33 protein-coding genes and 1 pseudogene are annotated in these 25,574 nt (G+C 61.5%); 32 read left to right on the top strand and 2 right to left on the bottom strand.

What is annotated here, in order from left to right:
• Positions 1–49 precede the first annotated feature (49 nt).
• The 28 genes from VE934_RS12050 (at position 50) to VE934_RS11915 (ending at position 18,516) form a co-directional block, all read left to right on the top strand.
• Positions 50–445: a hypothetical protein gene (locus tag VE934_RS12050; protein ID WP_324887769.1), complete on the top strand. Its 396-nt coding sequence runs from the start codon at positions 50–52 to the stop codon at positions 443–445.
• 72 nt (positions 446–517) lie between these two features.
• Positions 518–1,546 carry a major capsid protein gene (locus tag VE934_RS12045; protein ID WP_324887767.1) on the top strand — a complete coding sequence of 343 codons (1,029 nt, stop codon included), beginning with the start codon at positions 518–520 and terminating at the stop codon, positions 1,544–1,546.
• 75 nt (positions 1,547–1,621) lie between these two features.
• Positions 1,622–1,819, top strand: coding sequence for a hypothetical protein (locus VE934_RS12040; RefSeq protein ID WP_324887765.1), 198 nt, complete (start codon positions 1,622–1,624; stop codon positions 1,817–1,819).
• A 77-nt stretch (positions 1,820–1,896) separates the two neighbouring features.
• Positions 1,897–2,289 carry a hypothetical protein gene (locus VE934_RS12035; protein WP_324887763.1) on the top strand — a complete coding sequence of 131 codons (393 nt, stop codon included), beginning with the start codon at positions 1,897–1,899 and terminating at the stop codon, positions 2,287–2,289.
• Positions 2,286–2,636, top strand: a complete 351-nt coding sequence (locus VE934_RS12030; protein WP_324887761.1) for a head-tail joining protein — start codon at positions 2,286–2,288, stop codon at positions 2,634–2,636. Before VE934_RS12035 ends, VE934_RS12030 begins: the two co-directional genes overlap by 4 nt.
• Positions 2,633–3,280, top strand: a complete 648-nt coding sequence (locus VE934_RS12025; RefSeq protein WP_324887759.1) for a hypothetical protein — start codon at positions 2,633–2,635, stop codon at positions 3,278–3,280. The genes VE934_RS12030 and VE934_RS12025 overlap by 4 nt, the downstream gene beginning before the upstream one ends.
• A 27-nt stretch (positions 3,281–3,307) precedes the next feature.
• Complete coding sequence (locus VE934_RS12020; RefSeq protein ID WP_324887757.1) at positions 3,308–3,463, top strand: hypothetical protein; 156 nt, start codon at positions 3,308–3,310, stop codon at positions 3,461–3,463.
• A 34-nt stretch (positions 3,464–3,497) separates the two neighbouring features.
• The gene (locus VE934_RS12015; RefSeq protein WP_324887755.1) at positions 3,498–3,725 is read left to right on the top strand and encodes a hypothetical protein; all 228 of its coding nucleotides are present in this window, start codon (positions 3,498–3,500) and stop codon (positions 3,723–3,725) included.
• Between the two features lie 104 nt (positions 3,726–3,829).
• Positions 3,830–5,395: a hypothetical protein gene (locus VE934_RS12010; protein ID WP_324887753.1), complete on the top strand. Its 1,566-nt coding sequence runs from the start codon at positions 3,830–3,832 to the stop codon at positions 5,393–5,395.
• 42 nt (positions 5,396–5,437) lie between these two features.
• Positions 5,438–5,806: a phage tail tube protein gene (locus VE934_RS12005; RefSeq protein ID WP_324887751.1), complete on the top strand. Its 369-nt coding sequence runs from the start codon at positions 5,438–5,440 to the stop codon at positions 5,804–5,806.
• A gap of 120 nt (positions 5,807–5,926) precedes the next feature.
• Positions 5,927–6,394: a hypothetical protein gene (locus VE934_RS12000; RefSeq protein WP_324887749.1), complete on the top strand. Its 468-nt coding sequence runs from the start codon at positions 5,927–5,929 to the stop codon at positions 6,392–6,394.
• A gap of 14 nt (positions 6,395–6,408) precedes the next feature.
• Positions 6,409–6,540 (top strand): hypothetical protein, encoded by a 132-nt coding sequence (locus VE934_RS11995; RefSeq protein WP_324887748.1) that lies wholly within the window; start codon positions 6,409–6,411, stop codon positions 6,538–6,540.
• 2 nt (positions 6,541–6,542) lie between these two features.
• Positions 6,543–8,378 (top strand): hypothetical protein, encoded by a 1,836-nt coding sequence (locus VE934_RS11990; RefSeq protein ID WP_324887746.1) that lies wholly within the window; start codon positions 6,543–6,545, stop codon positions 8,376–8,378.
• Positions 8,375–9,625, top strand: coding sequence for a DNA circularization N-terminal domain-containing protein (locus tag VE934_RS11985; protein WP_324887744.1), 1,251 nt, complete (start codon positions 8,375–8,377; stop codon positions 9,623–9,625). Before VE934_RS11990 ends, VE934_RS11985 begins: the two co-directional genes overlap by 4 nt.
• The gene (locus VE934_RS11980) at positions 9,622–10,866 is read left to right on the top strand and encodes a phage baseplate assembly protein (RefSeq protein ID WP_324887742.1); all 1,245 of its coding nucleotides are present in this window, start codon (positions 9,622–9,624) and stop codon (positions 10,864–10,866) included. The genes VE934_RS11985 and VE934_RS11980 overlap by 4 nt, the downstream gene beginning before the upstream one ends.
• Entirely contained in the window at positions 10,866–11,426 is a 561-nt protein-coding gene (locus VE934_RS11975) for a phage baseplate assembly protein V (protein ID WP_324887741.1), read from the top strand. Before VE934_RS11980 ends, VE934_RS11975 begins: the two co-directional genes overlap by 1 nt.
• Complete coding sequence (locus VE934_RS11970) at positions 11,426–11,911, top strand: phage GP46 family protein (RefSeq protein WP_324887739.1); 486 nt, start codon at positions 11,426–11,428, stop codon at positions 11,909–11,911. The genes VE934_RS11975 and VE934_RS11970 overlap by 1 nt, the downstream gene beginning before the upstream one ends.
• A 20-nt stretch (positions 11,912–11,931) precedes the next feature.
• Entirely contained in the window at positions 11,932–13,002 is a 1,071-nt protein-coding gene (locus VE934_RS11965; protein ID WP_324887737.1) for a baseplate J/gp47 family protein, read from the top strand.
• Between the two features lie 3 nt (positions 13,003–13,005).
• Positions 13,006–13,770: a hypothetical protein gene (locus tag VE934_RS11960; RefSeq protein WP_324887735.1), complete on the top strand. Its 765-nt coding sequence runs from the start codon at positions 13,006–13,008 to the stop codon at positions 13,768–13,770.
• Positions 13,771–13,790: 20 nt separating this feature from the next.
• Positions 13,791–14,477 carry a hypothetical protein gene (locus VE934_RS11955; protein WP_324887733.1) on the top strand — a complete coding sequence of 229 codons (687 nt, stop codon included), beginning with the start codon at positions 13,791–13,793 and terminating at the stop codon, positions 14,475–14,477.
• A 9-nt stretch (positions 14,478–14,486) separates the two neighbouring features.
• The gene (locus VE934_RS11950; RefSeq protein WP_324887732.1) at positions 14,487–14,900 is read left to right on the top strand and encodes a hypothetical protein; all 414 of its coding nucleotides are present in this window, start codon (positions 14,487–14,489) and stop codon (positions 14,898–14,900) included.
• A gap of 2 nt (positions 14,901–14,902) precedes the next feature.
• Positions 14,903–15,352, top strand: coding sequence for a hypothetical protein (locus tag VE934_RS11945; RefSeq protein ID WP_324887730.1), 450 nt, complete (start codon positions 14,903–14,905; stop codon positions 15,350–15,352).
• A gap of 34 nt (positions 15,353–15,386) precedes the next feature.
• Positions 15,387–15,848 (top strand): hypothetical protein, encoded by a 462-nt coding sequence (locus VE934_RS11940; RefSeq protein ID WP_324887728.1) that lies wholly within the window; start codon positions 15,387–15,389, stop codon positions 15,846–15,848.
• Positions 15,845–16,303, top strand: coding sequence for a hypothetical protein (locus VE934_RS11935; protein WP_324887726.1), 459 nt, complete (start codon positions 15,845–15,847; stop codon positions 16,301–16,303). The genes VE934_RS11940 and VE934_RS11935 overlap by 4 nt, the downstream gene beginning before the upstream one ends.
• Positions 16,300–16,758, top strand: a complete 459-nt coding sequence (locus tag VE934_RS11930) for a D-Ala-D-Ala carboxypeptidase family metallohydrolase (protein ID WP_324887724.1) — start codon at positions 16,300–16,302, stop codon at positions 16,756–16,758. The genes VE934_RS11935 and VE934_RS11930 overlap by 4 nt, the downstream gene beginning before the upstream one ends.
• Positions 16,755–17,219, top strand: coding sequence for a hypothetical protein (locus tag VE934_RS11925; RefSeq protein WP_324887722.1), 465 nt, complete (start codon positions 16,755–16,757; stop codon positions 17,217–17,219). The genes VE934_RS11930 and VE934_RS11925 overlap by 4 nt, the downstream gene beginning before the upstream one ends.
• Positions 17,220–17,398: 179 nt before the next feature.
• Positions 17,399–18,184 carry a DNA adenine methylase gene (locus VE934_RS11920; protein WP_324887720.1) on the top strand — a complete coding sequence of 262 codons (786 nt, stop codon included), beginning with the start codon at positions 17,399–17,401 and terminating at the stop codon, positions 18,182–18,184.
• A 95-nt stretch (positions 18,185–18,279) separates the two neighbouring features.
• Positions 18,280–18,516: a hypothetical protein gene (locus tag VE934_RS11915; protein ID WP_324887718.1), complete on the top strand. Its 237-nt coding sequence runs from the start codon at positions 18,280–18,282 to the stop codon at positions 18,514–18,516.
• 62 nt (positions 18,517–18,578) lie between these two features.
• On the opposite strand, the gene VE934_RS11910 is transcribed toward VE934_RS11915, so the two are convergent.
• Positions 18,579–19,658, bottom strand: a complete 1,080-nt coding sequence (locus VE934_RS11910) for a tyrosine-type recombinase/integrase (RefSeq protein ID WP_324887716.1) — start codon at positions 19,656–19,658, stop codon at positions 18,579–18,581.
• Between the two features lie 59 nt (positions 19,659–19,717).
• Here VE934_RS11910 and dusA point away from each other — a divergent pair, with 59 nt between their 5' ends.
• Entirely contained in the window at positions 19,718–20,764 is a 1,047-nt protein-coding gene (gene dusA, locus VE934_RS11905; protein WP_324887714.1) for a tRNA dihydrouridine(20/20a) synthase DusA, read from the top strand.
• Positions 20,765–21,042: 278 nt separating this feature from the next.
• Here dusA and VE934_RS11900 read toward each other — a convergent pair whose 3' ends face one another.
• Positions 21,043–21,678, bottom strand: coding sequence for a GntR family transcriptional regulator (locus VE934_RS11900; RefSeq protein ID WP_324887712.1), 636 nt, complete (start codon positions 21,676–21,678; stop codon positions 21,043–21,045).
• 129 nt (positions 21,679–21,807) lie between these two features.
• Here VE934_RS11900 and scpA point away from each other — a divergent pair, with 129 nt between their 5' ends.
• The 3 genes and pseudogenes from scpA to meaB all read left to right on the top strand — a co-directional run bounded on the left by scpA (position 21,808) and on the right by meaB (position 25,564).
• Positions 21,808–23,976 (top strand): methylmalonyl-CoA mutase, encoded by a 2,169-nt coding sequence (gene scpA / locus VE934_RS11895; RefSeq protein WP_324887710.1) that lies wholly within the window; start codon positions 21,808–21,810, stop codon positions 23,974–23,976.
• A 193-nt stretch (positions 23,977–24,169) separates the two neighbouring features.
• Positions 24,170–24,379: pseudogene (locus tag VE934_RS11890) on the top strand (GIY-YIG nuclease family protein); the annotation flags it as partial.
• Positions 24,380–24,547: 168 nt separating this feature from the next.
• Positions 24,548–25,564 (top strand): methylmalonyl Co-A mutase-associated GTPase MeaB, encoded by a 1,017-nt coding sequence (meaB, locus tag VE934_RS11885; RefSeq protein WP_324887928.1) that lies wholly within the window; start codon positions 24,548–24,550, stop codon positions 25,562–25,564.
• Positions 25,565–25,574 lie beyond the last annotated feature (10 nt).

Here is a 25,574-nt window from a genome sequence, read left to right as displayed (position 1 = left end):
GCAAGCACCGTTTCAAGTCCACAACCCTCCAACCTGAAGGATTTCCACCATGCAAACATGCTGCGCCGCTGCGGGCGTTACCCGCGATACCCTGGCCGTTGACGAGCTCATCGTTGGCGATCACGTCCAAACCGCCGAGGCCTTGCTGACTGGCGGTGTGGCCTACAAGCGGGGCGATCTGCTGGGCGTTACCGCCGGCACCAACGTGGTCACCCACATTGCCGACGCCACCCTGGCTAACGCCCAGTACATCATGCCGTTTGACCTGACGGCTGGCGAAGCCACTGCGCACGCAGCCACTGGCCGGCAGCTGCAGTTCTACAACCAGGGCGAGTTTGCGCAAGACCGCGTGTACCTGTCTGGTGTGGCCCTCACGGCTCCGCAAGTCCTGGCTGCCAAGGCCGCCCTGGGCCCCCGCAAGATCGAGCTGCGCAAGGTTCTGTAACCCACGCGCGCCTTCCTCTCATCCACAGCTCCCAGCCCGCCGCGCGCGGGCTTTTTGTTTTAGGAATTCAAAATGGATATTTACAGCACCGAAGATCTGGTGGACGTCATCGACACGGCCTACAAGCCCGTCAACTTCCTCAGCAATGTCTTCTTCCCCGAGATCCAGACATTCGACAGCGAAGCCATCGCCTTCGACCGCATCAAGGGCGCTCGCCGCCTGGCGCCGTTTGTCAGTCCATGCCTTGAGGGCCGCCCTGTGCGCCGCAACGGCCGGCAGACCGACAGCTTCTCGCCCGCGTACATCAAGCCCAAGATGGCGCTGACGCCCTGCAACTCCATCAAGCGCATGCCTGGTGAGCGCATTGGCGGCAGCATGTCGCTGGCCCAGCGGCGCGACATGCAGATCGAGATGGACATGATCGAGATGATCGACATGATCGACAACCGGCTTGAGTGGATGGCCGCCCAGGCCATCACCTTCGGCTATGTCGATGTGGTCGGCGACGACTACCCACTGGTGCGTGTTGACTTCCAGCGCAACGCACTGAACGCCGTCATCCTGGCAGGCATCAACCTCTGGAGCGCCAGCGGCACCGCCAAGCCTGTGACCAACCTCACCACCTGGGCGGCAGTGGTCGCCAACAACCAGGGCGGGTCTGTGACTGATGTGATCCTGGGCGCCAACGTGTGGGCCGCCATGTCCACAACCACTGAGTTCAAGGAAATCTACAAAGTCACCCAGACGCCCGGCGGCGCGCTGCCAGGCATCTTGCCGACCGTGATGGACAACGACCAGAAGATCTTCCACGGTCAGTTCGGTCAATTCCGCCTGTGGTCTTACAACGCCACCTACACAGACGACGCTGGCAACGCACAGTTTTATGTGCCGCCCAACGACGTGCTGCTGGTGGCCAAGCAAGAGATGCGAGGCGTACAGGCTTTTGGCGCCATCATGGACCACGACGCTCTTATGGCTGCCAAGTACTTCCCCAAGATGTGGAAGCAAAACGACCCGAGCGCGATCTACACCATGGTGCAATCAGCGCCCTTGCTGGTTCCCCGCAACGTCGACGCCACCTTCCGCGCCACCGTCCTGTAAGCCAGGGCAGCCCATCAACCCAAGGCAGCGCCCCGGCCCCGCGCCGGGGCGCATAGCCAACCCTAAGGACACACCATGAAGATCAAACTGATTCACGCCGCAGACGTGGTTGACGGCAAAAAGCTGGAACGCCAGGCCCCCGGCACCGAGCTGGTCATTGACGAGGCGCAAGGCCAGCGCCTTGTCTCCAACGGCTACGCCACCGAGGTCCCGGCCGAGGAAGTGCAGCAAGAGAAAAAGCACGAAGAAAAGAAACCCGATCCAGCAGCCTGACCCCAGGCCTTTTGCCCAAAAGCGCTGCCAACCCGCAGCGTTTTTTCACAAAAGCAAACCCCGTTTGAAAGCCCGCCGTGAGCACATCCTATTTGCAAAACCTGCAGCTTGAGCTGGTGCAGGGCGACGACTATCTCGAGGTGGACACCCGCGCCCTGCACGTGTACGGCCGCGCCGTGTGCTGGCCTGCTGCCATTCCTGCAGTCAAGTTTCTGGTGTTCGAGCCGCAAAACGAATGCGCCGGTTTTGCAGCCGTGCAGGCCGTAGCCATCATCGACATTGACGGCACCTTTGTGCCCGCCACACCCAGCACGCCGGCCGACGCCAAGTTCGACATTCCCCGCGTAGAGACTTTAAAGCTCTCGCCCGGTATCCGCCGCTACATGCTGGAGGTCCGCGCATTGATGGGGTCTGGCAGCGTCATCACCCTGGCCCGTGGCCAGCTCACCGTGCTGAGCAGCCAGCTATGAACTTTGAGGCCCTGAAGCTCGAAGCCGCCGGCCACGCGCAGGCCGCGCTGGGTGAAGACGTGCGCTACCACTACGCCGAAGGCAACACCACCACCACCCGCGCCATCTTCGTGATTGCCGACGTGGAAGTGGCCAATGGCGGGCAGACCAGCGTGGAAAGCCGTGCACCCATGTGCAATATCCGCCGCTGCGATGTGCAGCGCAAGCCCAGGCAGGGCGACATGATTACCCGCCGCAACGTGACGTATGAAGTCAAGCAGGCCAACCCGCGCAACGACGCATCGTGGGACGTGCTGCTCTTCGTGGTGGCCAACGCGCACGCCAACAGCGCCAGGGACAAGACATGACCCACCCCCGCACACTTGTACGTGAAGACCTGGGCCGCCAGCTGGTGCAGCGCGGCGCCTGGGCCAGCGCCGTGTTTGTTGACCGCGCCGCCCCGCTGGAAGAAGACGGCCCCTGGCCCAACGTCTGCATTTACACCAACTCAGACCGCACGCTGGAGATCCTGACCAACGACGTGCGCCAGCAAGAGCTGAGTGTGCTGGTAGAGGTGCGCGCCAAGCGCGACCCGTCTGCACTGCATCAGACGCCGGGCATTGAAGGCATGCCGCACCACCCCGCCGACACGGGCCGCGCCACACGCGCTCTGGACAACGCGTGCGAGACCATCGAGCGCATTGTGTTTGAGCGCTTCAACAACACGCGGCTTGAGCTTGAGGGCATGGAGCTTGACTTTGACCCTATCACCGAGATCAACACCGACCTGACGCGCAGCGCAGATGGTGAGGTGCCGCACGTACTGGCGCAAATCGAATTCAAGGTGATCTACAAAGCCTGCTTTGCACCGCTCGGGCCAGAGACCTGCCCGCTGGAGCATTTTTTCGGCCAGATCAAGCACCTGGCCTGCAATGAAGAAGACCCTGCCAATGGCCGCTTGCCCGTGCCCGCCACCGTGCACCGCCTGCAGCCTGAGCTGGGCAACTGCTGACCGCTGATTTTTTGAAAGACCCTCACCATGGCCTGCTCCACTTGCACCACCATCCGCCGCGCCGTCAACAGCGGCTTCCTGCGCCCCCTGGGCCTGCCGACCTTGCCCGTGCCCCAGGCACAGCAGCAGCCGCGCCCGGTGGCCCAGCAGGTTAACCCGGCCTGGCCCTCCCGCAAGTCCTGAAGCCTGACATCCACCATCTTGAAGAAAGCCCTCCATGTACAAGCTCACGCCCACCCGCCCCAACGTCATTGACGCCACCACCGGCCAGCCCATGCCGCAAGAGGGCGTTACCCGCCAGGTGCTGCTGCCGCCCGACCATTACGCCCAGCGTACCGGTGACCTGACCATCACTGAGGTCAAGCCCGCTGCACCGGCCACTACTGACGCCCCGGCCAACGCCGCTGCAGAGCTACCCGCAGAAAAAACCACCATCAAGCGCTAACCAGCTTACCCGTTCACCACGCATCCAGCCCGCCACGTGCGGGCTTTTTTCATCCAGCCCGCTTTTTCAAGTGGGCTTTTTTTTGACCAGAAAGAAGGCACGCCATGACTATTTCATTCCGCCAGATTCCCAGCACGGTAGGCGTGCCGGGCAGCTACGTCGAGTTTGACCCCACCGGTGCCCGCACCGGCCAGGCCGGCAAGCCCTACAAGATTTTTGTCTACGGCCAAATGTCGGCCGTCAAGAGCGGTCCCAACCCCTACGGCAGCACCGCCGCTGAAAACATTCCCGTGCTGGTCGGCAGCGCTGCCGAAGCTTCGGTGCTGTTTGGCGCCGCATCACCCTTGGCCGCCATGGCTGTGGGCCTGTTCAAAACCAACAGCATCAACGAAGTCTGGTTTGTGCCCCAGTTTGACGACGCCGCAGGCGTTGCCCGCGCGGTCACCGTCACCTACACCGCAGCCTATGCCGCGCCGGCAGCGGTTCCAGGTGTCGAGCGCCTGTACATCGGCGACAAGTCCTATGCCGTCGCGGTGGCGGTAGGCAACACCGGCACCATCGTGGCAGCAGCCCTGGCCGCAGCCATCAATGCCGACACCACCTCACTGTTCACTGCGGTTGCGGGCGTGGGCGTGATCACCCTCACCGCGAAGAACAAGGGCGAGCTGGCCAACGACGTGCAGATCGTCGCCCAGTACAACGTGGGAGACGTCAGCCCATCGGGCGCCTTCCCGGCCATTGCGCAGACCGTGCCCGGCGCGCAAAACCCAAGCATCGCCGCCGGCCTGGCCAGCGCCAGCACCATGTACATGACGCACGTGGTGCTGCCCTACAACGACGCCACCAACTACGCCCTCATGCTGGCCGAGGCGCAAGACCGCTGGGGTCCGCTGCCATCGTCCACCAGCGTGGGCAACGGGCAAGACGACTTCGTGGTGTACTGCGCCTACCGTGGCACTGAGGCGCAGCTGGTCGCCTTTATGGCCGGTCGCAACAGCGAGTATTTCTCGGTCGCCCACATCGAGCCCAGCCAGACCATCGGCGGCGTGCTGTACGCGGGCTTGCTGTCCAGTGCCTGGCAGTACGCTGCGGTCTATGCGGCTGAAAGCGCATTGCTGGCCAGTGTGGTTGCCAACAACCCGCACCAGAACGTGGTGCTCAGCGCCATCAAGCCCGCGCCCGTGGCCACACGTTTCCCGTGGAACGTGCGCAACCGCGCCATCCTGAACCACGGCGCTGCCACCTACAAGTACAACGACGCCAACCAGGTGGTGCTTGAGACTGCGATCACCGAGCGCCTCACCACAGACAGCGGCGCTCCGACCGATGCAGAGCGCCGGGTCGAGACGCAGCTGGCCAAAAGCTACCTGCGCTGGAGCGTGCGCGCCATGCTGGACGCCACCTACCCCTACAGCCGCCTGGCCAACGATGGCAACCCGGGCCTGCCCAACAACGTCGCCACACCCAAGATGATTGCAGGCAGCATTTTGGCCCTGTGCAAAAACGTGTGGGTGCCGCTCGGCATTGTCGAGAACTTTGAACAGTTCAAGGCCAGCCTGACCGTGGAGCGCAGCATTGAAGATTGCAACACCATCAAGTTCCAGATGTTCCCTGACCTGGTGAACATTCTGACCGTCAAGGCCGGCAAGGTCTCTTACATCGTCTGCTGATCAATCAGCACGCGACCACTTCACACCACCAGGAGTTAAACCATGCCATGCCCAACACAGACCATGAGGGTCACCACCGTCACCTTCAACGGTATCAACCACACGCCCATCAACAAGACGGCCAAGATCAAACTTGGCGGCGAGATCGACTCAGACGGCGTAATGGACAACGCCGGCAAGTACTTTGGCGGCACCGCCATGGAGCCGTCCGAGGTTGAGTTCGAGATCCCGAACACCGCCGACTTCAACCCCGAAAACTACCGGGGCCAGTGCGGCGACCTGATGTTTCTCACCAGCGCCGGCGTCAGCTACCTGGTGACCAACGCCCGCCTGGGCGAAAGCATCGAGGTCGAAGATGGCTCAGGCAAGGTCAAGCTGATGTTCAAGGGCGACGCTGCCGTCGTCTATTGATCCAACCGCTTCACAGGCTCTGTTTAGGGCGCGGCTAGGGTAGCACCCGAAAGGCGGGACTTGTCCGCTCGCTTGCCGCGGCACCTTTTTCCCACGGACTGCATGACCAACAGGACAACCATGCAAGACACACACTACACCCTCAAGCACCCCTTCACCGCCCGCATCAAGGGGCAGGATGAGCCCTTCACCACGCTGCCGCTGCCAGAGGTGGTAACAGTCGGCCTGATGCGCAAGGTGCAGGCATCTGGCTCGTTGCTGTTTGCGCACGAACTTACAGAAGCCTGCGCCGGCCTGGGCCCGTTTGAGGCCGCCAAGCTGCAGACGCCAGATGCCGTGGGCTACATCGAGGCCATTGAAGCGCTGCTCCTGCCCAATGAGCAGGCGGGCTTTGAGTTGCCCGAGATCAAAGTCTTCAAGGCGCTGCTGAAAAAGATCACTGTCGAGCCCAATCGCCCGACCGAGTTTGTGGCTCAGGTGCTGCAGCACAGCGGCATGCCCCGGGCTGAGATTGACGCCATGGACTACCGGGACTTTGCGCCAGTCATTGAGACCGTCCTGGAGATGTTCCCCGGCCCAAAGAGCTGAAGGACGCCGCTGCCGTGCTGCTTTCGCGCGGCGTTCAACCCTCTGAAATCGAAGACATGAGCCTTGACCGGCTCACCTTCTGGCTGGAGATCTGCGAAGTGATCGCAGAAGCCCAGCAACAAGCAAACCCACCCGCAGGACACTGACCATGGCAACCCGCAAAACCGAAGCACAGATCGTCGTTTCGGGGAGAGACACGCTTTCGCCCGTGCTTGCCCGGATCGAGGCGCGCTTTCAGGCCATGACGCGCCCCATACAGCGCCTGCAAAGCGTGATGGCCAAGCCCATGCAACTGGCCGGCGTCAACCGGCTTACCGGCTCGCTGGGCCGCCTGCACGGCGCCATGGAGCGAGTGCCTTTTGCTGGCTCGCTGTTTGCCGCCGGTGGCATGTGGATGGCAACCCAGTCGCTGATCCAAAACAGCGCTGCAGCGCACGAGGCGCTGGGCAAACTTGAGGATTTGAGCAAGGCCTACAAGGTGTCTGGTGACGCGCTTCAGGTTTACAGCGAGATAGGGGCCGACAGCGGCGTGGCGCTGGATGACGTTGCCAAGAGCATCGGCTTTTTGCAACAGCGCATCGCCGGCGCGCGACGTGGCGACAAGACCGACTTGCTGGCCCTGGCTAACGTCGGCATCAACAAAGGCGACTTGAACAAAGACGTTACCGAGATCCTGAACCGTATTAGCGAGGTCTACAAGGCCAGCGACAAAGCCAGCGACGAGGCGAAGAAGGTGGACTTCGCAAAACAGACGTTCGGCAAAGCGGGCATCGGCATCATCCCCATGCTGGAAGATGGCGGCAGTCAGAAATATGCCGAGACGCTGGCGAAGATGACGGCAGAGGGTCGGCTCTTCAACGCCAACCAGCGCGCAGGCGCCGACCGGGTAGGTGATGCCTGGGCCGCCTCCCTGCGCCGCGTTGACGGCTTGCGTAAGACGGTGGGCCTGGCGATGGGCCCCATGCTGGAGGCCATCACCGAGAGCATCGACAAGCTCATGACGGGTGAGGCGCGCTCGGAACTCATCGAAACCTTCAAACTTCTCGGTCAGACAATCGCGCAGGAGGCGCCCAAATTCATTGCGCAGATCCCGGCGATGGTGAGCGGCCTAGGTGAAATTTTCAAAACCATCCGTAGCATTGGCAGCCTGGTCGGCTGGGACAAACTGCTGCTGGGTGGCCTTGTGTTCATTGCCAGCCCGTTCATTGCCGCCACTGTGAGCATGGTGTGGGCGCTGGGCGGCGTTGCCACCTCGTTGGCCCTGGTCATCGGCAAACTAGCCATCATGGCGGGCAGTGCGGCCATGGGGGCGATACGCGGCATTCAGGGCATAGCGCTCGCCATGCGCATCATGGGCCTGTCGGCGGTGGCTTCCTGGGCGATGGCACTGGGTCCTATCTTGCTGGTGGGCGCTGTACTGGCGGGTGTGGCTTTTCTGGTCTATCGCCACTGGGGCGGCATCAAGGCCTTCTTTGGTGGCGTGTGGCAGGGCTTTACTGAGGCCATGGCTCCAGTGGCTGCAGCGTTTGAGCCGGTGCTCAACGCCATCAAGACGGTGCTTGGCTGGGTCGGCTCGCTGTTTGGCGCTACTACGCAAAGCCAGGACGGCTTTGCCTCATGGGCAGCTGCAGGCAAGACGGCTGGCCAGGCCTTGGCAACCGTGTTCAAGGTGTTGCTGGCTCCGATCATGGTGGTGCTTGACGCGCTGAAGCTGGTGGCTGCCACCGCTTCAATGGTCAGTGGAAACGGTTTTAACTTCACCAGCAGCACAGCCAAGCTGTTTAGCCAAGGCTCTAACGCGTCACCCGCAGGCGCCGCATTGCCGGCCGCGCAGGTGGCAGGCAGCCGCACCCAGTTTGACGGAAAGCTTGATGTGCGCGTGCTGTCTGACGGCCGCGCGCAGGTGGAGCGCGTCGAAAGCAACAACAAAAACATGGAAATCAACGCCCGCGCGGGCGCAATGTACAAAACGGGCAGCTGGTGAAAAACTCCTGGCGTAACAATCTGCGCCCCGCCTCGTGGCGGGGAGTGGTTTTCGAAGTAGGTGGCGATGAGTCCGATTTCGGGCGCAACGTCGCCGTGCACGAGTTCGTCCAGCGCGACAAGCCGTATGTTGAGGACCTTGGCCGCAAGACCCGCAAGCTGCGCCTTGACGCGTGGATCTGCGCCAGCATTGAAAACGGCTTTAACCCCTGGCCGCAGCGCGACGCGCTGATTGACGCGGTAGAAGAGGGCGGCATTGGCACGCTGGTGCACCCGTTTTATGGCAGCCTGCGCGGACACATCGTGTCCATGGGTGTGCGCCAAAACAGCACGCAATCCGGCGGCATGATTGGCATCACGCTGGAGTTTGTAGAGGCAGGCGAGAAAGACTTCAAAGCCAGCACCATTGAAGACACCCGCGGCGCGGTGGGTGAGTCGGCAGAGGCCACGTATGCAGCGGCTGAAGAGGAATTTGGCGGTGCATTCAGCATCGACGGCGTGCGCGAGTTTGTGCTGACTGACGCCGTGGGCATGCTCAAGCAGCTCAAAAGTGTGCTGGTTAACGTGCAGCGGGTGCAGGGCATTGTGGCGCAAGTGGCGCAGGGCAACCTGGGCGCAATCGGCATTTTGGCCGAGCCGCTGAGCCTGGCGCGTCAGATCACCAGCATCATCCGCAGCATGACCCAGCCGTCGGCGCTGCAGGCCTTTAACCGCCCGCCGGTGCCAGCGGTCAACACCGTGGGCCGCAACCAGCAGCGGGCCAACCAGGCTGCCTTTGTGCACCTGGTGCAGGTCAGCAGCCTGGCGCGCAGTGCAGAGCTGGCCGCAGACCTGGGTGCCAACAGCGCCCGCTTCAGCGCAGCCAGCACCTTTGTGCGTGACACGCCAGCGCTGATTACCCGGCAAGAGATGGTGGCGGCGCGGCAGGAAGTCACGGCCAGCATCACCGACGAGCTGCTGGTGCTCAGCGGCCTGCAGATGTACCCGCAAACGCAGGCGGCCCTGCTGCAGCTGCGCACGGACACCGTACTGCACATGACGGCAGAGGGTGAGCACCTGGCCCGCACCTTTACCACCAACGCCTGCGACGGCACCAGTTGGGGCGGCTTCATGCAGCCGCTGGTGCTGGCCTACCGCCACTACGGCGTGCTCAATGATGACGTGATAAATGACCGCAACCAGATCCCCAACCCGCTGTTTGTGCAGCCTGGCGCAGCGGTTGAGCTGCTGGCAGAGGTGACAGCGTGAGCGAAGATCGGCGCGGCCCCATTGACCCTCAGAACCGCGTGAGCCTGGAGGTGGGTGGGGTGCGGTATGAGGGCTGGAAGGGTATCCAGATCAGCCACAGCATTGAGCAACTGGCGGGCACCTTTAGCCTTGACGTGACTGAACGCTGGCCCGGCCAGACCGAGGCCTGGGCCATAGAGCCGGGCGCTGCATGCACCGTCAAGATCGGTCAGGACGTGATGATCACGGGCTATGTTGACGTGGCCAGCGTATCTGCCAGCCCGACTGACCACACCATACGCATTGAAGGACGCGACAAGACCGGCGACCTGGTGGACTGCAGCGCCCCGTCGCGTGAATGGGTTGGCCTGGCGTATGAGCAGATTGCCGTCGACCTGTGCGCGCCCTTTGGCATTGGCGTTTTTAGCCAGCTTGAGACTGGCCCCGGCGGCTACCAGGCAAAAAAACCGGGCAAGGGTAAGGCCGCTGTGGCCAAGGCAGGTGCAGGCGGTGGCAAGTTGCCGCGCAAGGCCAGCAACAGCGGCGAGACGATTCACCGCCTGCTTGAAAAGCTGGGCAAGATCCAGGGCGTGCTGCAGGTCAGCGACCGCACTGGCGGCCTGCTGATCACGCGCGCCGGGTTGGGCGGACGCTGTACTGATGTGCTGGTGCTTGGCGGCAATTTGCTGAGCATCGACTTTGAGCGCAGCTTTGCCAACCTGTACAGCGAGATTACGGTTAAGGGCCAGACGCACGGCGCCACGTCAGCGGCATCGGGCGAGCTGAGCGCCGCCAGCCGTGTCAAAGCTGCTGCCACCGTGAAACGTGCCGCACCTGCTGCAGGCGCCACCACGGGCAGCCCATCCATCCAGCGGCACAGGCCGCTGACCATCGTTGCTGAAGACCAGGCAGACGCCAAGCGCTGCGCCGACCGCGCTGAGTGGGAGGCGGGCACGCGTGAGGCCAAAAGCAAACGCCTGAGCGTGAAGGTGCAGGGCTGGCGGCAGACCGATGGCTCGCTATGGCAGATCAACACCCTGGTGCGCGTGAAGTGCCCATTTGTGCGGGAAGACCAAGACATGCTCATCAGCAACATCGATTACACGCTCGATCAGGGCGGCACGGTCTGCGCTATGACCCTTTACAGCCCGCAGGCCTTTGACGTGCTAAAGGAAATACCGAAGCCAGACGCGTCAGGTCGTGGCGTGGCGGGCGGTGGTTCCAATGCATTGAGTGCAGCCAATCAGCGCGGGGGCCGCTAATGAGCGCCGACCGTATTGCCGGCGTGATCCGCCGGGTGTTCAGGCGCAGCCTGGACAGCAGCACGCCCAACGTACAGGTGCAGGTTGAAAGCCTGGCTGAAGAAGCGCACAGCGACGTCGAGGTGATGGAAACCTATGGCGACACCGCCGTGCCGCCCGATGATGTGCAGGAAGGCCTGGCAGCCTTTGTGGCAGGCGAAAGCGACCACGGCGTGGTGCTGGGCTGGTTTGACAAGACGCACCGCCCCACGGACTTGCTGCCGGGCGAGGTGGTGAAGTACAGCGTTTTTGGACAGCGCATCAAGTTTGACGCGCTGGGCCAGGTGCTGATCACCAGCGGATCGGGCAGCACGATCCAGATGCTGGCCAACGGCGACATCGTTTCCACGCCATCAAGTGGTGTGATGAAGGTTACGGGTGCGCTACAGGTCAGCGGCAACATCTCCAGCGGCGGCACGATCAGCGCGCTGATTGATGTCGTTGCGCAGGCAATCAGCCTGGTGACGCACCGCCATAGCGGCGTAGATCCTGGCGCAGGCAATTCTGGAGGGCCGATTTAATGGACGTGAAACTGCTATTTGGCTGTGATGCTGAGGTGTGCGCCGATGTGGGCGTGGCCTGCGGCGACTTGATGATGGGCAACGACCTGAGCACCGCCATCATGATCAGCCTGTTCACCGACCGCCGCGCTGACGAAGACGACGTGATCCCCGACGGCACCGACCCGCGCGGCTGGTGGGCTGACGCCCTGGACGGCGAGCGCATTGGCTCGCGCCTGTGGCTGCTGGAGCGGTCGCGCAGCCTGCCTGAAGTGTTTGCGCGCGCCAAGGAATACGCAGAGGAAGCCCTGCAGTGGCTGCTGGATGACGGCGTGGCAGCCAAGGTGGCTGTGACGGCCGAGGGCGTGCGCGGTACCGACTGCATCAACGTGCTGAGCCTGCAAATTGACATCACCAAGCCTGACGGCAAAAGCCTCGCCTGGAAATACCGTTACGCCTGGGACCTGCGCCAAGTCCAGGCCTGTGAAGACTTCGAAATTGCATAACAAATTTCCGGAAACCAAAAATGCCGCTTATTCGTAAAACCCTGGGCCAGCTCACCAGCCAGTCTGAGGCCGAGATCAACGCCCTGGTGCCTGGCGCAGATGCGCGCCTGCGCTTCAGCGTGCTGCGCGTGTTTGCGCGCGTGTGGGCCGGGCTGGTTGATGGGTTGTACAGCGCGCTGATCTTCCTGAGTCGCCAGATCTTTGGCATGACGGCCACCGGTGAGTATTTGCGCCTGATTGCCGCCAGCTATGGCATCTACCGCCTGCCCGCCACGGCGGCGCAGGGTTGCATCTTGCTCACTGGCGCGGCCGGTACCAGCGTGCCAGCAGGCAGCATCTTTCAGCGCGGTGACGGCATCCAGTACCAAACTACGGCGGGCGTGATTTTGCCCGCGGCAGGCTTTGCCGAGGTGCAGGCCATTGCCTTGACTGTGGGCGAGATCGGCAACGCCGATGCAGCGGTGGCGTTGACAGCCGTGGTGACCGTTGCCGGGCTCACCAGTGCAGCCGTGTGCACGGCTGCCATTGCCGGCGGCGCGGATGAAGAGGGCGACGAAGCGCTGCGCATCCGCTATCTGGACCGCCTGCGCGTGCCTCCCGGGCCCGGTACTGTGGCCGACTGGGTAAGCTGGGCCAAGTCATTCAGCAGTGAGGTGACGCGGGTGTGGGTCATCCCGGCCATGAGTGGCAATGGCACCGTGGGCTTGGTCTTTGCGCAAGACAACGTGGCCATCGTGCCACCACCGTCTGCCGTGGCCGCCATGCAGGCCTATCTGGACGCCAACTACACGCCTGCCGGCATCATCCTCACCGTGTTTGCGCCGACTTTGGTTCCGGTTCCCTTCACCATCCACGAGCTGCCCAATGCTGACCCGACCATCAGGGCGAATATTGGCGCCGAGCTGGCCGACCTGCTGTACCGCGAGGGTGGGCCGGGAAACACGATCCCGCTGAGCCGCATCCGCGAGGCCATCAGCAGCGCCGAGGGTGAATACGACCATGTGCTGACGGTGCCCGCCGCGCCGTTGACCTTCACCGCCGTTAATCCGGTCTTCCAGCTCGGGCAGCTGGGCGCCATCACCTGGGTCTGACGCATGGCAGCCGATGTTTCATGCACGGTGGTGCAGCCGCCGGTGTGCGAGCTGGGGCCAGACCCTGCCGATGCGCCGTTGTGCGGCCACAGCCCAGAGCAGTTTGCCGAAGCCGCCTTGGGCCTTGAGCCGCGCGGCGCGCTGTGGTGCAAAACCTTTGTGACCGTCAAGGCTGCGTTGTACCGCGCATTCGGCAAGCTTCTCAGCGAGTTTGAGCAGCGCCTTTGTGACTTGTTCAAAGAGTCCTTGGCCTGCGAGTCTGTCGAGTTGTTGTCTGAGTGGGAAGTGGAGTACGGATTGCCCGGTAATTGCGCACCCGAGAGCTATCCGACCGATTTGGCAGGGCGGCAGGCCCAAGTGTGCGCGGCACGCCAGGCCAGCGCGATTATCACGCTGCCGCAGTTGCAGGCGCTGCTGAGGCGCGCGCTGCCATGCGAGTTTTTGACCTTGCAAGCAACCCTCACTGGCGTGTGCGTCAGTGGTATCGGCCCTGCGCCGGTGCAGGGGTTCGTGCACAACACCGTGGGCGGCTGGGGCGTGATTGGTACAGACGGCTTTGGCTCTGGCGTGGGTCAGCCCTTGACGCTGGCCGACCCCGACTTTGCGGCCCCGCTGCAGTGTCCCATCGTTTTTCACAGCACGGTGGGCGGCTGGACCGGCGGTGTTGGCATACCCCTGACGCTGGGCGACCGGCAGAAGTACCCGTTGCTGGTTTGTCTGCTGCAAAAACATCTGCCGGCACACATCGCCTGGCGCATCTGCATCTAGTTTTTATTGAAGGAAACACCATGGATCTACTTGGACATATCACCGGTGCTGCCCCACTGGGTGCAGTTAACCCAGGCGCGACAACGCCCGCGCCCTACAACGTGGCGCACACGGGTGCCGTCGACGGAACGGGGCCGGCGTCAGCCACTAAAAACATGGCGGAAATTTACAACCGCGATCTCCTGTGGCGGCGCGCAATGATTTCCACCGCAGGGTTGGTCTTCGACCCAACCAATTGGGTGCAGGAGTTGGCTGCAATTCAGCTACTTATCGCAGCGGGCGCTTTTTTACCAGGGAGGATTTTGCAGCAGGCCATCACGACTGACGCAGGGTCGTCAACCACTTCGACAAGCCTTGTCAACCTTTCCATTGCAACGCAGTCGATCACACCTAAGAGCAGCAACTCAAAAATCATAGTCGAGTGCATCTTCCTTGGCACAATCGCGCCCCTCGCCGCCAACAATGTCAACGCGGCATTTGGGCTGTACGACAACACCAACGCAGTTTTGGTCGGCGCAACTGCAACGATTGGCGCCGCCAATGGCTCAGGCGGCACGGGCATCCACACGCAGCAAACGCTCAAGACATCCGTCAACAACGCAGCTCTGGCAATTCGGCAGTTTTCGCTGCGCGGGCAAACGGGAAACGCAGGCGCGTCAGCCTCGGCCGGCAGCTGCGTCTGGGTGTTAACTGAAGTTCAAAACTAAGGAGCTGACATGACTAAATCTATTGGAACGAATTTCCCTTTTGAGCTCAAGCAGGCCGGTCTTGCCGGCCTGCCATTTTCCTGGACACATGACGGCGAGCTGATGTTTGACGAAGCCATGACGCCGGGGCAAATTGCGGCGGTGCAGGCTGTATATACCGACCACGATCCAACGGCAACGCCAGAGATATCGGCGATTGAACAAATTCGCGCCATAGAAGCCGCGCCAAACGTTCAGGACGCAATGGCTAGGGCATTGCGAAGAGACCTGCTAACGAGGGCGTTTGCGTTCGCCAAAGCGCGGGCCGTGAGCAAGGGTTATGACTGGACCGATGTACAGGTGCACGCGTGGGCCATGGCAAATGACAAGGACTACAAAACCTTGCGGGAGGCCGAAGACGCCATTAAGCCGCTGAGGGGTTAGACGTGATTTACCTCTACATCGCCTTGGCCTGGCTGGCGAACGGCTTCATCGGCACCGCGCTGCTTTACATCGGCTACGGTTTTGTCATGGCTGCAAAGTTTGGGCGAGATCGCAAAGACGTGGCGTATAGGTCGCAACGAAAGATCATCTGGTTTGACGGCTTTCTGGCCCTCGTTGTGATCCTGTGGGACGCATGGATGAACTACTCTTTCTATGCGTGGATCACGCTGGACTTGCGGCCCAAGACGCTGTTCGTGCGAAAGGTTTTCAAAAGCCGCACGGTGTGGCTACCGCAGCTTGTCACTGGCCGCATGGACGCTTACGGCCTTGACCCCGCAGAGCGCCCATTCCGACGCAACATCGCCGCATTTATCGCCGCCTTGACCGCCTCAAAAGAGCAACGCGGCTATCACGTCAAAGGTACCTTTCCTCGCCTTACCTGGCTTGATTGAGCCTATGTCTGTCCACGCCGTGAATGGAGAAAAAATGCCCGACCAACCATGTCTTGAGCTTGCTCACTTCAGGTTTGAATGCCGCATGTTGTCGACGCTGCTTGCCGTGGCAGTGATGTTCAACATGATCGACCCGGCTCTGCTGGTGTTGAACGAGCCGCGCGCCCTGGTGGCGATGGTGGCCAAGCTCACGGGGAACCCTCGGGTGCTGGCCGTCGCCTTTCTGTTTTTAGCCTTGCTGGTGGTGCCGTATGTCTTGATGCAGCTGGTCTGCCCGCAATCAACGCGCCATCGCGGCATCGTCAAGATTGCTTGTCTGGGTATGTGTGTGGGCGGCGTGCTCTGGATCTACCTGGCGTTTTTATCCCGGAACCTTGACTACGAAACGCTGACCAGCATTTACGCCCGCAACGGCGCTTGGAGCATTTGCGTGGGCGCTCTGCTTGCTTTTCACCTTAACAACAAACAACGCCGAGCGCTGGAGGGCGCCCAATGAAACACGATCGTCTTGCCATGGTTCTTTTTGTCGTGTGGCTGGTGGTCTACCACCACGTTGTACGGGCCGCCACGCTGAGCGAATTCATGGGCGGCTATGACTGGCAGAGTTTGCGTTGGGCTGCAGCCATCGCCTTGCTTGGCGGCGCATTGCGCACGATCTTTTCTTTGCAGTCGGATGTCCGCGTCGTTCGTGAAATTGCCAAAGAGGCGGTTTGGGATGCCCTGAAAGCGCTGGCTGCAGGCCTGTTGACCTTTGTGGTGCTTGAGGCCATTCGCTCCACGGGCTGGCTGCTGTCAAGCGAGGTGCGCTTCACGGCCGTGCTGGTCGCCGGCATCTTTCGCATGGACACCATTTACTGGCTGCGTGACGCCGGCAGGGACTGGCTTGCAGCCAGGCGCGCGCAGTTTGTTGCCCAGCCACTTGATCAACCCGCTCCAAAGGATCCACTATGAATCTCTCGCAACACTTCACCCTGGCCGAACTCACGGCCAGCAACAAGGCCCAGCAGCTGCGTATAGACAATACTCCGCCACAGGAGTTGGTGCCTCGCCTGGTGCGCACCGCTGAGATGCTCGAACGGATCCGCTCCACACTGGGTGTGCCTGTCGTGGTCACCAGCGGCTACCGCGGCCAGGCGCTGAACAAGGCGGTGGGCGGCGTCACCAGCTCGGACCACACCCAGGGGCACGCGGCCGACATCGTGGTGCCAGGCTTCGGTAGCGCCTATCAGGTGGCAAGGGCGCTGGCGCCGCTTGTGTCAACGCTCGGTATCGGCCAGCTAATCCTTGAGGGAGTCAAAGGCAAGCAGTGGGTGCACGTCAGCACCCGCACCCCGGACAAGACGTCCAACCGCGTGATCACCATCACCGATGCCGGCGCCCAGCTTGGCATACAGGAGTTGGTATGAGCCTACCTCTGCAAATTGTCATTGCGATGGTGATCTTCCTGGCCGGCGCCGCTGGTGGCGTGAAGTATCACGCCGGCATGATTGCGAAGCGGGATCTGGCTGCGGAACGGCTGATTGCCAGCGACAAGGTGCAGCAACGCAAATTCAGCGACGTGGCCAGCGGCAAACATGCCGGCGCCTTGTCAAAACTTTCAACCCAACTAGGAGACGCTCGTGCGCACATCGCCAATCTTTCTGATCGTCCTTGTCTCAGTGCTCGCACTGTCGGCGTGCTCAACGCAATTGGTGAACAACCAGGCGGAGCCGCTACCAGCGAACCTGCGGGTGCGTCCGAAGCCGTTGCTACAGCTAGGGACGTCAGCACCTTCATTGCCGCCTGCAGAGCCCAGTACGGCGAAGTGAGCAGTCAGATCAACCAGATCCTTGACATCGAGGATCGGCGGCATCCGCCGGGCCAATAGGCTTGCTGCGCCGTTACGGGAGGTAGAAACCAGATCGACCCAAAGACAGGGCGACTGGGCAAGGTGCGCAAACACCGAACCCAGCCGCCAACCACAGAACACGCCTGTGAGCCAGCCAAGGCCCTGCCACCTCCCGGGAGGCAGGCCGAGTGTAACAACACATCCGGACTCACTTACAAATGGCCTCACCCATCATCCCTTGGCTGGGCGGCAAGCGCCGCCTGGCCGACACCATCATTCCGCGGTTTCCACCGCATTCCTGCTACGTCGAGGTTTTTGCCGGCGGCGCTGCCCTGTATTTTCTCCGGCAGCCCGCAGAGGTCGAGGTGATCAATGATGTCAATGGAGACATCACCAACCTTTACCGCGTGGTGCAGAACCACCTGGAGGAATTCATCCAGACCTTCAAATGGCACTTGAGCGCCCGCAGCACGTTCAAGCTGTACCAGGAGACACCCACGCAGATCCTCACCGACATCCAGCGGGCCGCGCGCTTCTATTGCCTGCAGCACAACGCCTTTGGTGGACGCGTGCAGGGCCAGAGCTGGGGCACGGCCACCACGGCGCCGGCGCCGAACCTTTTGCGCATTGAGGAAAGCCTGAGCGCGGCTCACCTGCGCCTCTCAGCCGCGTACATCGAGTCGCTCGATTGGAAAGAGTGCATCAGCCGCTATGACCGGCCCCACAGCTTCTTTTACCTGGATCCACCGTACTGGCAAACCGAAGGCTATGGCGTGCCGTTTGCATGGGCTGAGTACGAAGCCATGGCCGCCATCATGCGCGGCCTGAAAGGCAAGGCGCTGCTCAGCATCAATGACCACCAAGACATTCGCCGATGCTTTGCCGGCTTCCACGTCGAGGAAGTGCCGATCAGCTACACGGTCGGGGGCGGTAAGGGCGTCGAGCGCATGGAATTGCTGATCAGCAGCTGGGATCCCGCAGCCGAGCCGGCCGGGCTGTTTTGATGTCAGACCTGCGCAGTCTGGTAATTGCGTTTGTGCTTGCGTCTTGTTGCGATCAGAGCGGTACTGGTGTCCAGCAACAACAAAGAGGAAACCCCATGCAATCAACCACGACGCCCACAGCCGCCACTGCCTACGCTTACCACCAAGGGCTGGCCCTGCAGCGCCTGGCCAGGGTCAAGGTTGCGCTGGATGACCACAACGCCAAGGCCGCGCAGGCACCGCGCAATTGGGGGTATGCGGGTGACGTGGAGGACGTTGGCAGAAAGCTGCTGGAGCTGCTTGGCGCGCTGGGTGCATTGACGCCGGCAGAGCACGCCGCACACGGGATCTAAGCACCCGCTGACACTGAACCCCGCCAGCCGCAAGGTTGGCGGGGTTTTGTCGTTTCTGGCGACTATTTGTGGGTGGTCGCCGTCGACACCACGGGTGTCCACGGCCAGCCGGCGAACTTGTCACCGTGCTGCTTGACGTGCGAGTAACGCTGCAGGCTTTTCCATGACCGGTGGCCTGACACTCGGGCGACCTGCGGAATGGCCCAGCCCATTTCAAACAGTCGGCTGATCCCCTCGTGGCGCAGGTCGTGAAAATGCAAATCCTCAATGCCTAGGATGACGCAGGCCCGCGTGAACGATGCACTGACGCTGCTGGAGTTGTGCGGCCAGATCCGGCCGCTCTTGATGCCTCGGTCCAGCACCAGCTGCAGGGCCTCCGGCGGCAACAGTGTCACCACGTCGTTGCCAATCTTCTCGCCCGGGTTTTTCATGTCGCGCACCATCAGCTCGGACCTGGCCACGTACAGATCCTCCATGACCACCCGGCAGGATTCATCTTGCCGGCGCGTCGAAAAAATGCTGAACACGATGAGTTTGCTCATCAGCAGGCCGTTGGCGCGGTCCTTTCCCTCTGACAGTTCATAGTGGCGCATCAGCATGGTCAACTCGTCAATCGTCGGGCGCCTGGTGCGCGACGCCGACCGGCTGATGATGCCCAGCTTGTCGGCCACCACCCGCGCATCCTCGACCACCGACTTGTCGATCGGGTAACCCCAGGCCGGCTTGGCCACGGTGATGACGGCCGCCAGGTGGGAGAGGTAGTTGCCGCGCGTCTGGGGTTGTGCGTCCAGCTTTTTGAGGTAGTCCACCAGGTGGTGGCTTCGCGTCTCTGAGCACCGCAGTTCACCCAAGCTGGACCGCGCGATCGTGCGCAGCACCTGGGTCTTAGTCTTGCCGTGCTGCTTGAGCTTGTCCAGGTTGTATTTGTCAATCAGCTCGGCCAGGGTCGGGTCTTCCGGCTTGTTGAAGGCGCCTGGCTCAGCCAGCTCGGTTTCCCGCTTTTTCTCCCAAGCCTTGGCAGCCGCCTCCCGGTCAAAGGTTTTGCTTTCGCTGTGAATGACCTTGCCAGCCTTCTTAATGCGGATCAACACGGTATAGCCCATGGTGCCGTCTAGGCGCTTGCGTGCGAGAATAGTACCCATGGCCGGTGCAACATTGAAGTGATGTTGCACCGCATGTTACACCGGCGCTAAAAAATGGCATGAAAAGCGCAGGAATCCGCAGGAATCAGACGCGAGTGAACGACGTACTTTTAGCAGCTAAAACCAGTTATCAGAGGGCAGGGCGCGTCAGCGTTGCCCCAATGATGGACTGGACGGACCGCCATTGCCGCTACTTCCATCGCCTGCTTTCGCGCCACGCCTTGTTGTACACCGAGATGGTGACAACCGGCGCGCTGGTGCATGGGGATGTGGCCCGGCACTTGCGCTTTAACGCCGAAGAGCACCCCGTGGCGTTGCAGCTGGGCGGCAGCGAGCCGGCTGACCTGGCGCATTGCGCGAAGTTGGGCGAGCAGTGGGGGTACGACGAAATCAATATCAACTGCGGTTGCCCCAGCGAGCGGGTGCAGCGTGGCGCGTTTGGTGCCTGCCTGATGGCTGAGCCGCAATTGGTGGCCGACTGCGTGAAGGCCATGGTCGACGTGGTGAGCGTGCCCGTCACCGTCAAGCACCGCATTGGCATCGACAAAGTGGACAGTTATGAGTTTGTGCGCGACTTTGTGGGTACGGTGAGCGAAGCGGGCTGCAATGGTTTTATCGTCCATGCCCGCGCCGCATGGCTTAAAGGGTTGTCCCCCAAGGAAAACCGCGAAGTGCCGCCGCTGCGTTACGAGATGGTGCACCGGCTCAAGCAGGAGTTTCCGCAGCTCAACATCGCCATCAACGGCGGCATTGCCACTGCCGACCAGGTGGCGCAGGAGCTGCAGGAGCTTGACGGTGTGATGGTGGGCCGCGAGGCCTATCACAACCCCTGGTGGTTGGCCTCGTGGGATGCCGACTTCTTTGGCGCAGATGCGCGCGGGCTGACCCGTGAATCGGTTGAAGAGCAGATGGTGGATTACATGGCGCGGGAAGCGGCTGAACACGGCACCGCCTGGAGCACCATCGCCCGCCACATGCTGGGCCTGCGCCACGGGCTGCCGGGTTCGCGCCGCTGGCGTCAGGTGTGGAGCGACCACAGGCTCAAGACCCTGCACCCGCGCGACGTGATGACGCTGGCGCATGGGGCGGTGCAGGAAGCTGCTTAGGGCGCGTGGCGGAGGGCTTGCTTGCCGTCATCCCGGACTAGATCCGGGATCCATGCGGCACCAACCAACGACAGAACTTAGCCCGCGACTGCTTGCTATCAATGAAATAGCAAGCTGCGCCCGCCGTTACTGGGCAAAGTGCCAATTTGATGAGTAAGAGCGGGGTAACCCGGCCCGAAATGCCTTGGTAGGCGAGTGTTGCAGGTCAAAACAACGGCCGGCCCTTTATTAACGGCACAAGTTTGCTATCAATAGTGCAGCGGTGAGCTATTTAACGCTCAAACAGCGGCTTCCAGCCCGTTTTTGAAATGCTCCTGCATGCGTTGCGCGGCGCCGGCTGCGTCGCGTGCGCTGAGCGCCTGCATAACGGCAGCGTGCTCGGCCAGCGACTCTTCGATGCGCCCGCTCTTGAGCAGTGAGTTGTGGCGGTTGAGCTTCATCACTTTGCGCAAGTCCGCCACCATCTGGTCGCGCCAGCGGTTGTTGGCAATGGCCAGCAGGCGCATGTGAAACATCTCGTTGACGGCAAAAAACTGTTCGCGGTCGCCCGTGGATGCTTCCAGCCGGGCGTGGAGGGCCTGCAATTCGCGCAGTTGTTCATCGCTGGCTTGTGTAGCCACCACGCTTGCCGCATCGCTTTCCAGCAGGGCCAGCAGGTGATACACATCGCTGAGGTCGCGCTCCGAGACCTCGGTGACATAAGCGCCGCGCCTCACCTTCATGGTGACCAGGCCTTCGGTGGCCAGCACCTTTAAAGCTTCGCGCAGGGGCGTGCGGCTGATGCCGTATTCCTCTGCCAGCTTTAGCTCGTCAATCCAGCTGCCAGGTGTCAGCTCGCGGTTGAAAATGCGCTGACGCAAAAGCTCCGCCACCTCTTCATAGAGTGCTCTGGGGGTCAGGGAAACAGCGGCCATGGGTTTTCAATAATCAGAAAAGACAGTATTTTGAGCGAATTTTGCCAGAAACTGAATTTTGTATCAATAATTATAAATGATGTAAACTCTCCCGACCCGGACGTTTGCAAACCTGAGTGATATACCTGCATGAGCACCCCCAACAAACCCGCTGCCGATGAATTCGCTTCTGCCAGCTTGAACGCATGGGCCAAAGCCGCTGCCAAATCAGCGCCTGGCGGAGATGTCAACGCCCTGAACTGGCAGACGCCGGACGGCATCACCGTCAAGCCGCTGTACACCGCAGAAGACGTCAAGGACCTGCCACACACCAACACCTTGCCGGGATTTGAGCCCTTTATTCGCGGCCCGCAGGCCACCATGTATGCGGTGCGGCCGTGGACCATACGCCAATACGCGGGTTTCTCCACAGCTGAGGAATCGAATGCGTTTTACCGCAAGGCTTTGGCCGCCGGCGGGCAGGGCGTGTCGGTGGCGTTTGACCTGGCCACCCATCGCGGCTATGACTCTGACCATCCCCGCGTGACGGGTGATGTCGGCAAGGCCGGCGTGGCGATTGACAGCGTTGAAGACATGAAGATCCTGTTCGACCAGATCCCGCTGGACAAGGTGTCGGTGTCCATGACCATGAACGGTGCGGTGCTGCCGGTGCTGGCGGGTTACGTGGTGGCCGCTGAAGAGCAGGGTGTGGGGCAGGACCAGTTGAGCGGCACCATCCAGAACGACATCCTTAAAGAGTTCATGGTGCGCAACACCTATATCTATCCGCCCGAGCCCAGCATCCGCATCATTGGCGACATCATTGAATACACGGCAAAACACATGCCCAAGTTCAACTCGATCAGCATCTCGGGTTATCACATGCAGGAAGCCGGGGCCAATCAGGCGCTGGAGCTGGCCTTTACCTTGGCCGACGGAAAAGAGTATGTGAAAACCGCCATTGCCAAGGGTCTGGACGTCGACGGTTTTGCCGGCCGCCTGAGCTTTTTCTGGGCGATTGGCATGAACTTCTACCTCGAGGTGTCCAAGATGCGGGCCGCGCGCCTGCTCTGGTGCCGCATCATGAAAGAGTTCAACGCAAAGAGCCCGAAAAGCCTGATGCTGCGCACCCATTGCCAGACCAGCGGCTGGAGCCTGACCGAGCAGGACCCGTACAACAACGTGGTGCGCACCACCATCGAGGCCATGGCCGCCGTCTTCGGCGGCACGCAGAGCCTGCACACCAACAGCTTTGACGAAGCGATTGCGTTGCCCACAGAGTTCTCCTCGCGTATCGCTCGCAACACCCAGCTCATCATTCAGGAAGAAACCCACATCCCCCATGTGATCGACCCTTGGGCCGGCAGCTACATGATGGAAACGCTCACCCAGGACATGGCCGACGCAGCCTGGGCCATCATTGCCGAGGTGGACGCCATGGGCGGCATGACCAAGGCCGTGGACAGCGGCTGGGCCAAACTCAAGATCGAAGCGGCCGCTGCAGAAAAGCAGGCCCGCATCGACAGCGGTAAGGACGTCATCGTTGGCGTCAACAAGTACAAACTCAAGACCGAAGACGCGATTGAAACCCGCGACATCGACAACGTGGCGGTGCGCGAGGGGCAGATCGCCCGCCTGAAAGCCATTCGCGCCAAACGCGATGGGGCGGCGGTTCGGGCAGCGCTGGACGCGTTGACGGGAGCCGCTGAAAATAACAATGGCAATCTTCTGGACCTGTGCATCAAGGCTGTCCGCCTGCGCGCCACCGTGGGCGAGGTGAGCGATGCGCTGGAAAAAGTTTACGGGCGCCACCGCGCCGATACACAAAAGGTGACCGGTGTGTACGCTGCCGCTTATGACTCGGCCGAGGGCTGGGAAAACCTGAAAACCGAAATCAACGCGTTTGCCGAAGAGCAGGGTCGCCGGCCACGCGTGATGATCTCCAAGCTGGGCCAGGACGGCCACGACCGCGGCGCGAAGGTGGTGGCCACGGCCTTTGCCGACCTCGGCTTTGACGTCGACATGGGCCCGCTGTTCCAGACGCCGGAAGAGTGCGCGCGTCAGGCGATTGAAAACGACGTGCACGCGGTGGGCGTCAGCACCCTGGCAGCCGGCCACAAGACGCTGGTTCCCGCCATCATTGCCGAGCTCAAGAAACAGGGCGGCGAGGGCATCATTGTGTTTGTCGGCGGGGTGATTCCGCGGCAGGACTACGAGATGCTTTACGAGGCGGGTGTTAAGGGCATTTACGGGCCCGGTACGCCGATTCCAGCTTCCGCCAAGGATGTGCTGGAGCAGATCAGGGCTGCGCTGAAGTGAATCACTGCCTGTCCCGCACCTGCCCAACTACCGTTCGGGCTGAGCCTGTCGAAGCCTTTTCGCGCATCTATGCCCCCCGGGTAAGTGAGACAAGCCCTTCGACAGGCTCAGGGCGAACGGGGCCGGCAGCGGCTCAGGCGACCTCCATCCCCGTTCGGGCTGAGCTTTGTCGAAGCCTTTTCTGCGTAATTACGTGAAACCCTTCTTCGTTTATCTACTGCGTTGCGCCGACGGCTCGTACTATGGCGGCCAGACGGACGACCTCGACGCCCGCATGCAGCAGCATTACGCAGGCGAGATCGGCTATACATCGACCCGTAAGCCTGTTGAACCTGTCTGGCAAGGCGAGTTTGAAACTCGTGAGGGGGCGATTGCTTTTGAGCAGCAGATCAAGGGTTGGTCGCGGGCGAAGAAGGAGGCATTGATCGCCGGGGACTGGAATCGCATCCAGGAACTCGCCAAATCCAAAGTGAAACCCGTTCGCCCTGAGCTTGTCGAAGGGTCTCAGAGCGAGGAAAGGCTTCGACAGGCTCAGCCCGAACGGGTGGGGACGACTGCTGATGCCAACCTTATCGACAGGATTCTTAACGGTGACGCCACCGTGCAGCGCCGCGCCATCGCCAAAGCCATCACGCTGCTGGAGTCCACCCGCGCCGACCACCACGCGCAGGCCGACGAGTTGCTGACCGCTCTGCTCTCCCACACTGGCAAAGCCTTTCGCCTGGGCATCAGCGGTGTGCCCGGTGTTGGCAAGTCCACCTTCATCGAAGTGCTCGGCCTTTACCTTATTGCGCAAGGCCACCGCGTGGCTGTGCTGACGATAGATCCGTCATCCACCGTCTCGGGCGGATCCATCCTGGGAGACAAGACACGCATGGAGCAACTGTCCGTTCACGAGCGGGCCTACATCCGGCCCAGCCCATCAAGCGGCACGCTGGGCGGTGTGGCCGAAAAAACGCGTGAAGCCATGCTGGTTTGCGAAGCTGCCGGCTACGACGTGGTGATTGTTGAGACCGTGGGCGTGGGCCAGTCTGAGACCGCCGTGGCCAACATGACCGACATGTTTGTGCTGATGCAGCTTCCCAACGCGGGTGATGATTTGCAGGCCATCAAAAAGGGCGTGATGGAGCTGGCCGATATGGTCATCATCAACAAAGCCGATATTGATGCCGATGCCGCCATGCGGGCACAGGCTCAAATCTCGTCAGCGATGCGCCTGTTTGGTTTGGTCAACAACGCCATGGGCAGTGCACAGGCAGCGGACTTTGACAAGCAGTGGCATCCGCAGGTGATCCAGCTGAGTGCGCTGCACAACAAAGGTGTGGATAGTTTTTGGGCGGCAGTGAAACAGTTCCAGAAGAGCCAGACTGCCAACGGCAAGCTGGCGGCGCGTCGTCAGCAGCAGTCGCTGGCGTGGATGTGGGAGCGGATTGACGCCGGTTTAAAGCATGCCTTCAAGCACGATCCTGGCGTCAGCGCTTTGCTGCCGGACATGATGGCGCAGGTGACCAGCGGCCGGCTGCCAGCGTCTGTTGCAGCACGAAATCTGCTTTCTGCCCAATCACTGCGGGAAAAGGCTGCTACATAAATAATAGCAA

The organism is Polaromonas sp. (assembly GCF_035638815.1).
GTDB lineage: Bacteria > Pseudomonadota > Gammaproteobacteria > Burkholderiales > Burkholderiaceae_C > Polaromonas.
Note: the sequence above shows the minus strand (reverse complement) of the source record. Positions and strands in the feature narration are given on the sequence as shown.

Bases quoted from the DNA above. Each gene is read 5' to 3' on its own strand.
- VE934_RS12050 (WP_324887769.1), top strand. From the start codon at position 50: ATGCAAACATGCTGCGCCGCTGCGGGCGTTACCCGCGATACCCTGGCC.
- VE934_RS12045 (WP_324887767.1), top strand. From the start codon at position 518: ATGGATATTTACAGCACCGAAGATCTGGTGGACGTCATCGACACGGCC.
- VE934_RS12040 (WP_324887765.1), top strand. From the start codon at position 1,622: ATGAAGATCAAACTGATTCACGCCGCAGACGTGGTTGACGGCAAAAAG.
- VE934_RS12030 (WP_324887761.1), top strand. From the start codon at position 2,286: ATGAACTTTGAGGCCCTGAAGCTCGAAGCCGCCGGCCACGCGCAGGCC.
- VE934_RS12025 (WP_324887759.1), top strand. From the start codon at position 2,633: ATGACCCACCCCCGCACACTTGTACGTGAAGACCTGGGCCGCCAGCTG.
- VE934_RS12020 (WP_324887757.1), top strand. From the start codon at position 3,308: ATGGCCTGCTCCACTTGCACCACCATCCGCCGCGCCGTCAACAGCGGC.
- VE934_RS12015 (WP_324887755.1), top strand. From the start codon at position 3,498: ATGTACAAGCTCACGCCCACCCGCCCCAACGTCATTGACGCCACCACC.
- VE934_RS12010 (WP_324887753.1), top strand. From the start codon at position 3,830: ATGACTATTTCATTCCGCCAGATTCCCAGCACGGTAGGCGTGCCGGGC.
- VE934_RS12005 (WP_324887751.1), top strand. From the start codon at position 5,438: ATGCCATGCCCAACACAGACCATGAGGGTCACCACCGTCACCTTCAAC.
- VE934_RS12000 (WP_324887749.1), top strand. From the start codon at position 5,927: ATGCAAGACACACACTACACCCTCAAGCACCCCTTCACCGCCCGCATC.
- VE934_RS11990 (WP_324887746.1), top strand. From the start codon at position 6,543: ATGGCAACCCGCAAAACCGAAGCACAGATCGTCGTTTCGGGGAGAGAC.
- VE934_RS11975 (WP_324887741.1), top strand. From the start codon at position 10,866: ATGAGCGCCGACCGTATTGCCGGCGTGATCCGCCGGGTGTTCAGGCGC.
- VE934_RS11970 (WP_324887739.1), top strand. From the start codon at position 11,426: ATGGACGTGAAACTGCTATTTGGCTGTGATGCTGAGGTGTGCGCCGAT.
- VE934_RS11965 (WP_324887737.1), top strand. From the start codon at position 11,932: ATGCCGCTTATTCGTAAAACCCTGGGCCAGCTCACCAGCCAGTCTGAG.
- VE934_RS11960 (WP_324887735.1), top strand. From the start codon at position 13,006: ATGGCAGCCGATGTTTCATGCACGGTGGTGCAGCCGCCGGTGTGCGAG.
- VE934_RS11955 (WP_324887733.1), top strand. From the start codon at position 13,791: ATGGATCTACTTGGACATATCACCGGTGCTGCCCCACTGGGTGCAGTT.
- VE934_RS11950 (WP_324887732.1), top strand. From the start codon at position 14,487: ATGACTAAATCTATTGGAACGAATTTCCCTTTTGAGCTCAAGCAGGCC.
- VE934_RS11940 (WP_324887728.1), top strand. From the start codon at position 15,387: ATGCCCGACCAACCATGTCTTGAGCTTGCTCACTTCAGGTTTGAATGC.
- VE934_RS11935 (WP_324887726.1), top strand. From the start codon at position 15,845: ATGAAACACGATCGTCTTGCCATGGTTCTTTTTGTCGTGTGGCTGGTG.
- VE934_RS11930 (WP_324887724.1), top strand. From the start codon at position 16,300: ATGAATCTCTCGCAACACTTCACCCTGGCCGAACTCACGGCCAGCAAC.
- VE934_RS11925 (WP_324887722.1), top strand. From the start codon at position 16,755: ATGAGCCTACCTCTGCAAATTGTCATTGCGATGGTGATCTTCCTGGCC.
- VE934_RS11920 (WP_324887720.1), top strand. From the start codon at position 17,399: ATGGCCTCACCCATCATCCCTTGGCTGGGCGGCAAGCGCCGCCTGGCC.
- VE934_RS11915 (WP_324887718.1), top strand. From the start codon at position 18,280: ATGCAATCAACCACGACGCCCACAGCCGCCACTGCCTACGCTTACCAC.
- VE934_RS11910 (WP_324887716.1), bottom strand. From the start codon at position 19,658: ATGGGTACTATTCTCGCACGCAAGCGCCTAGACGGCACCATGGGCTAT.
- dusA (WP_324887714.1), top strand. From the start codon at position 19,718: ATGAAAAGCGCAGGAATCCGCAGGAATCAGACGCGAGTGAACGACGTA.
- VE934_RS11900 (WP_324887712.1), bottom strand. From the start codon at position 21,678: ATGGCCGCTGTTTCCCTGACCCCCAGAGCACTCTATGAAGAGGTGGCG.
- scpA (WP_324887710.1), top strand. From the start codon at position 21,808: ATGAGCACCCCCAACAAACCCGCTGCCGATGAATTCGCTTCTGCCAGC.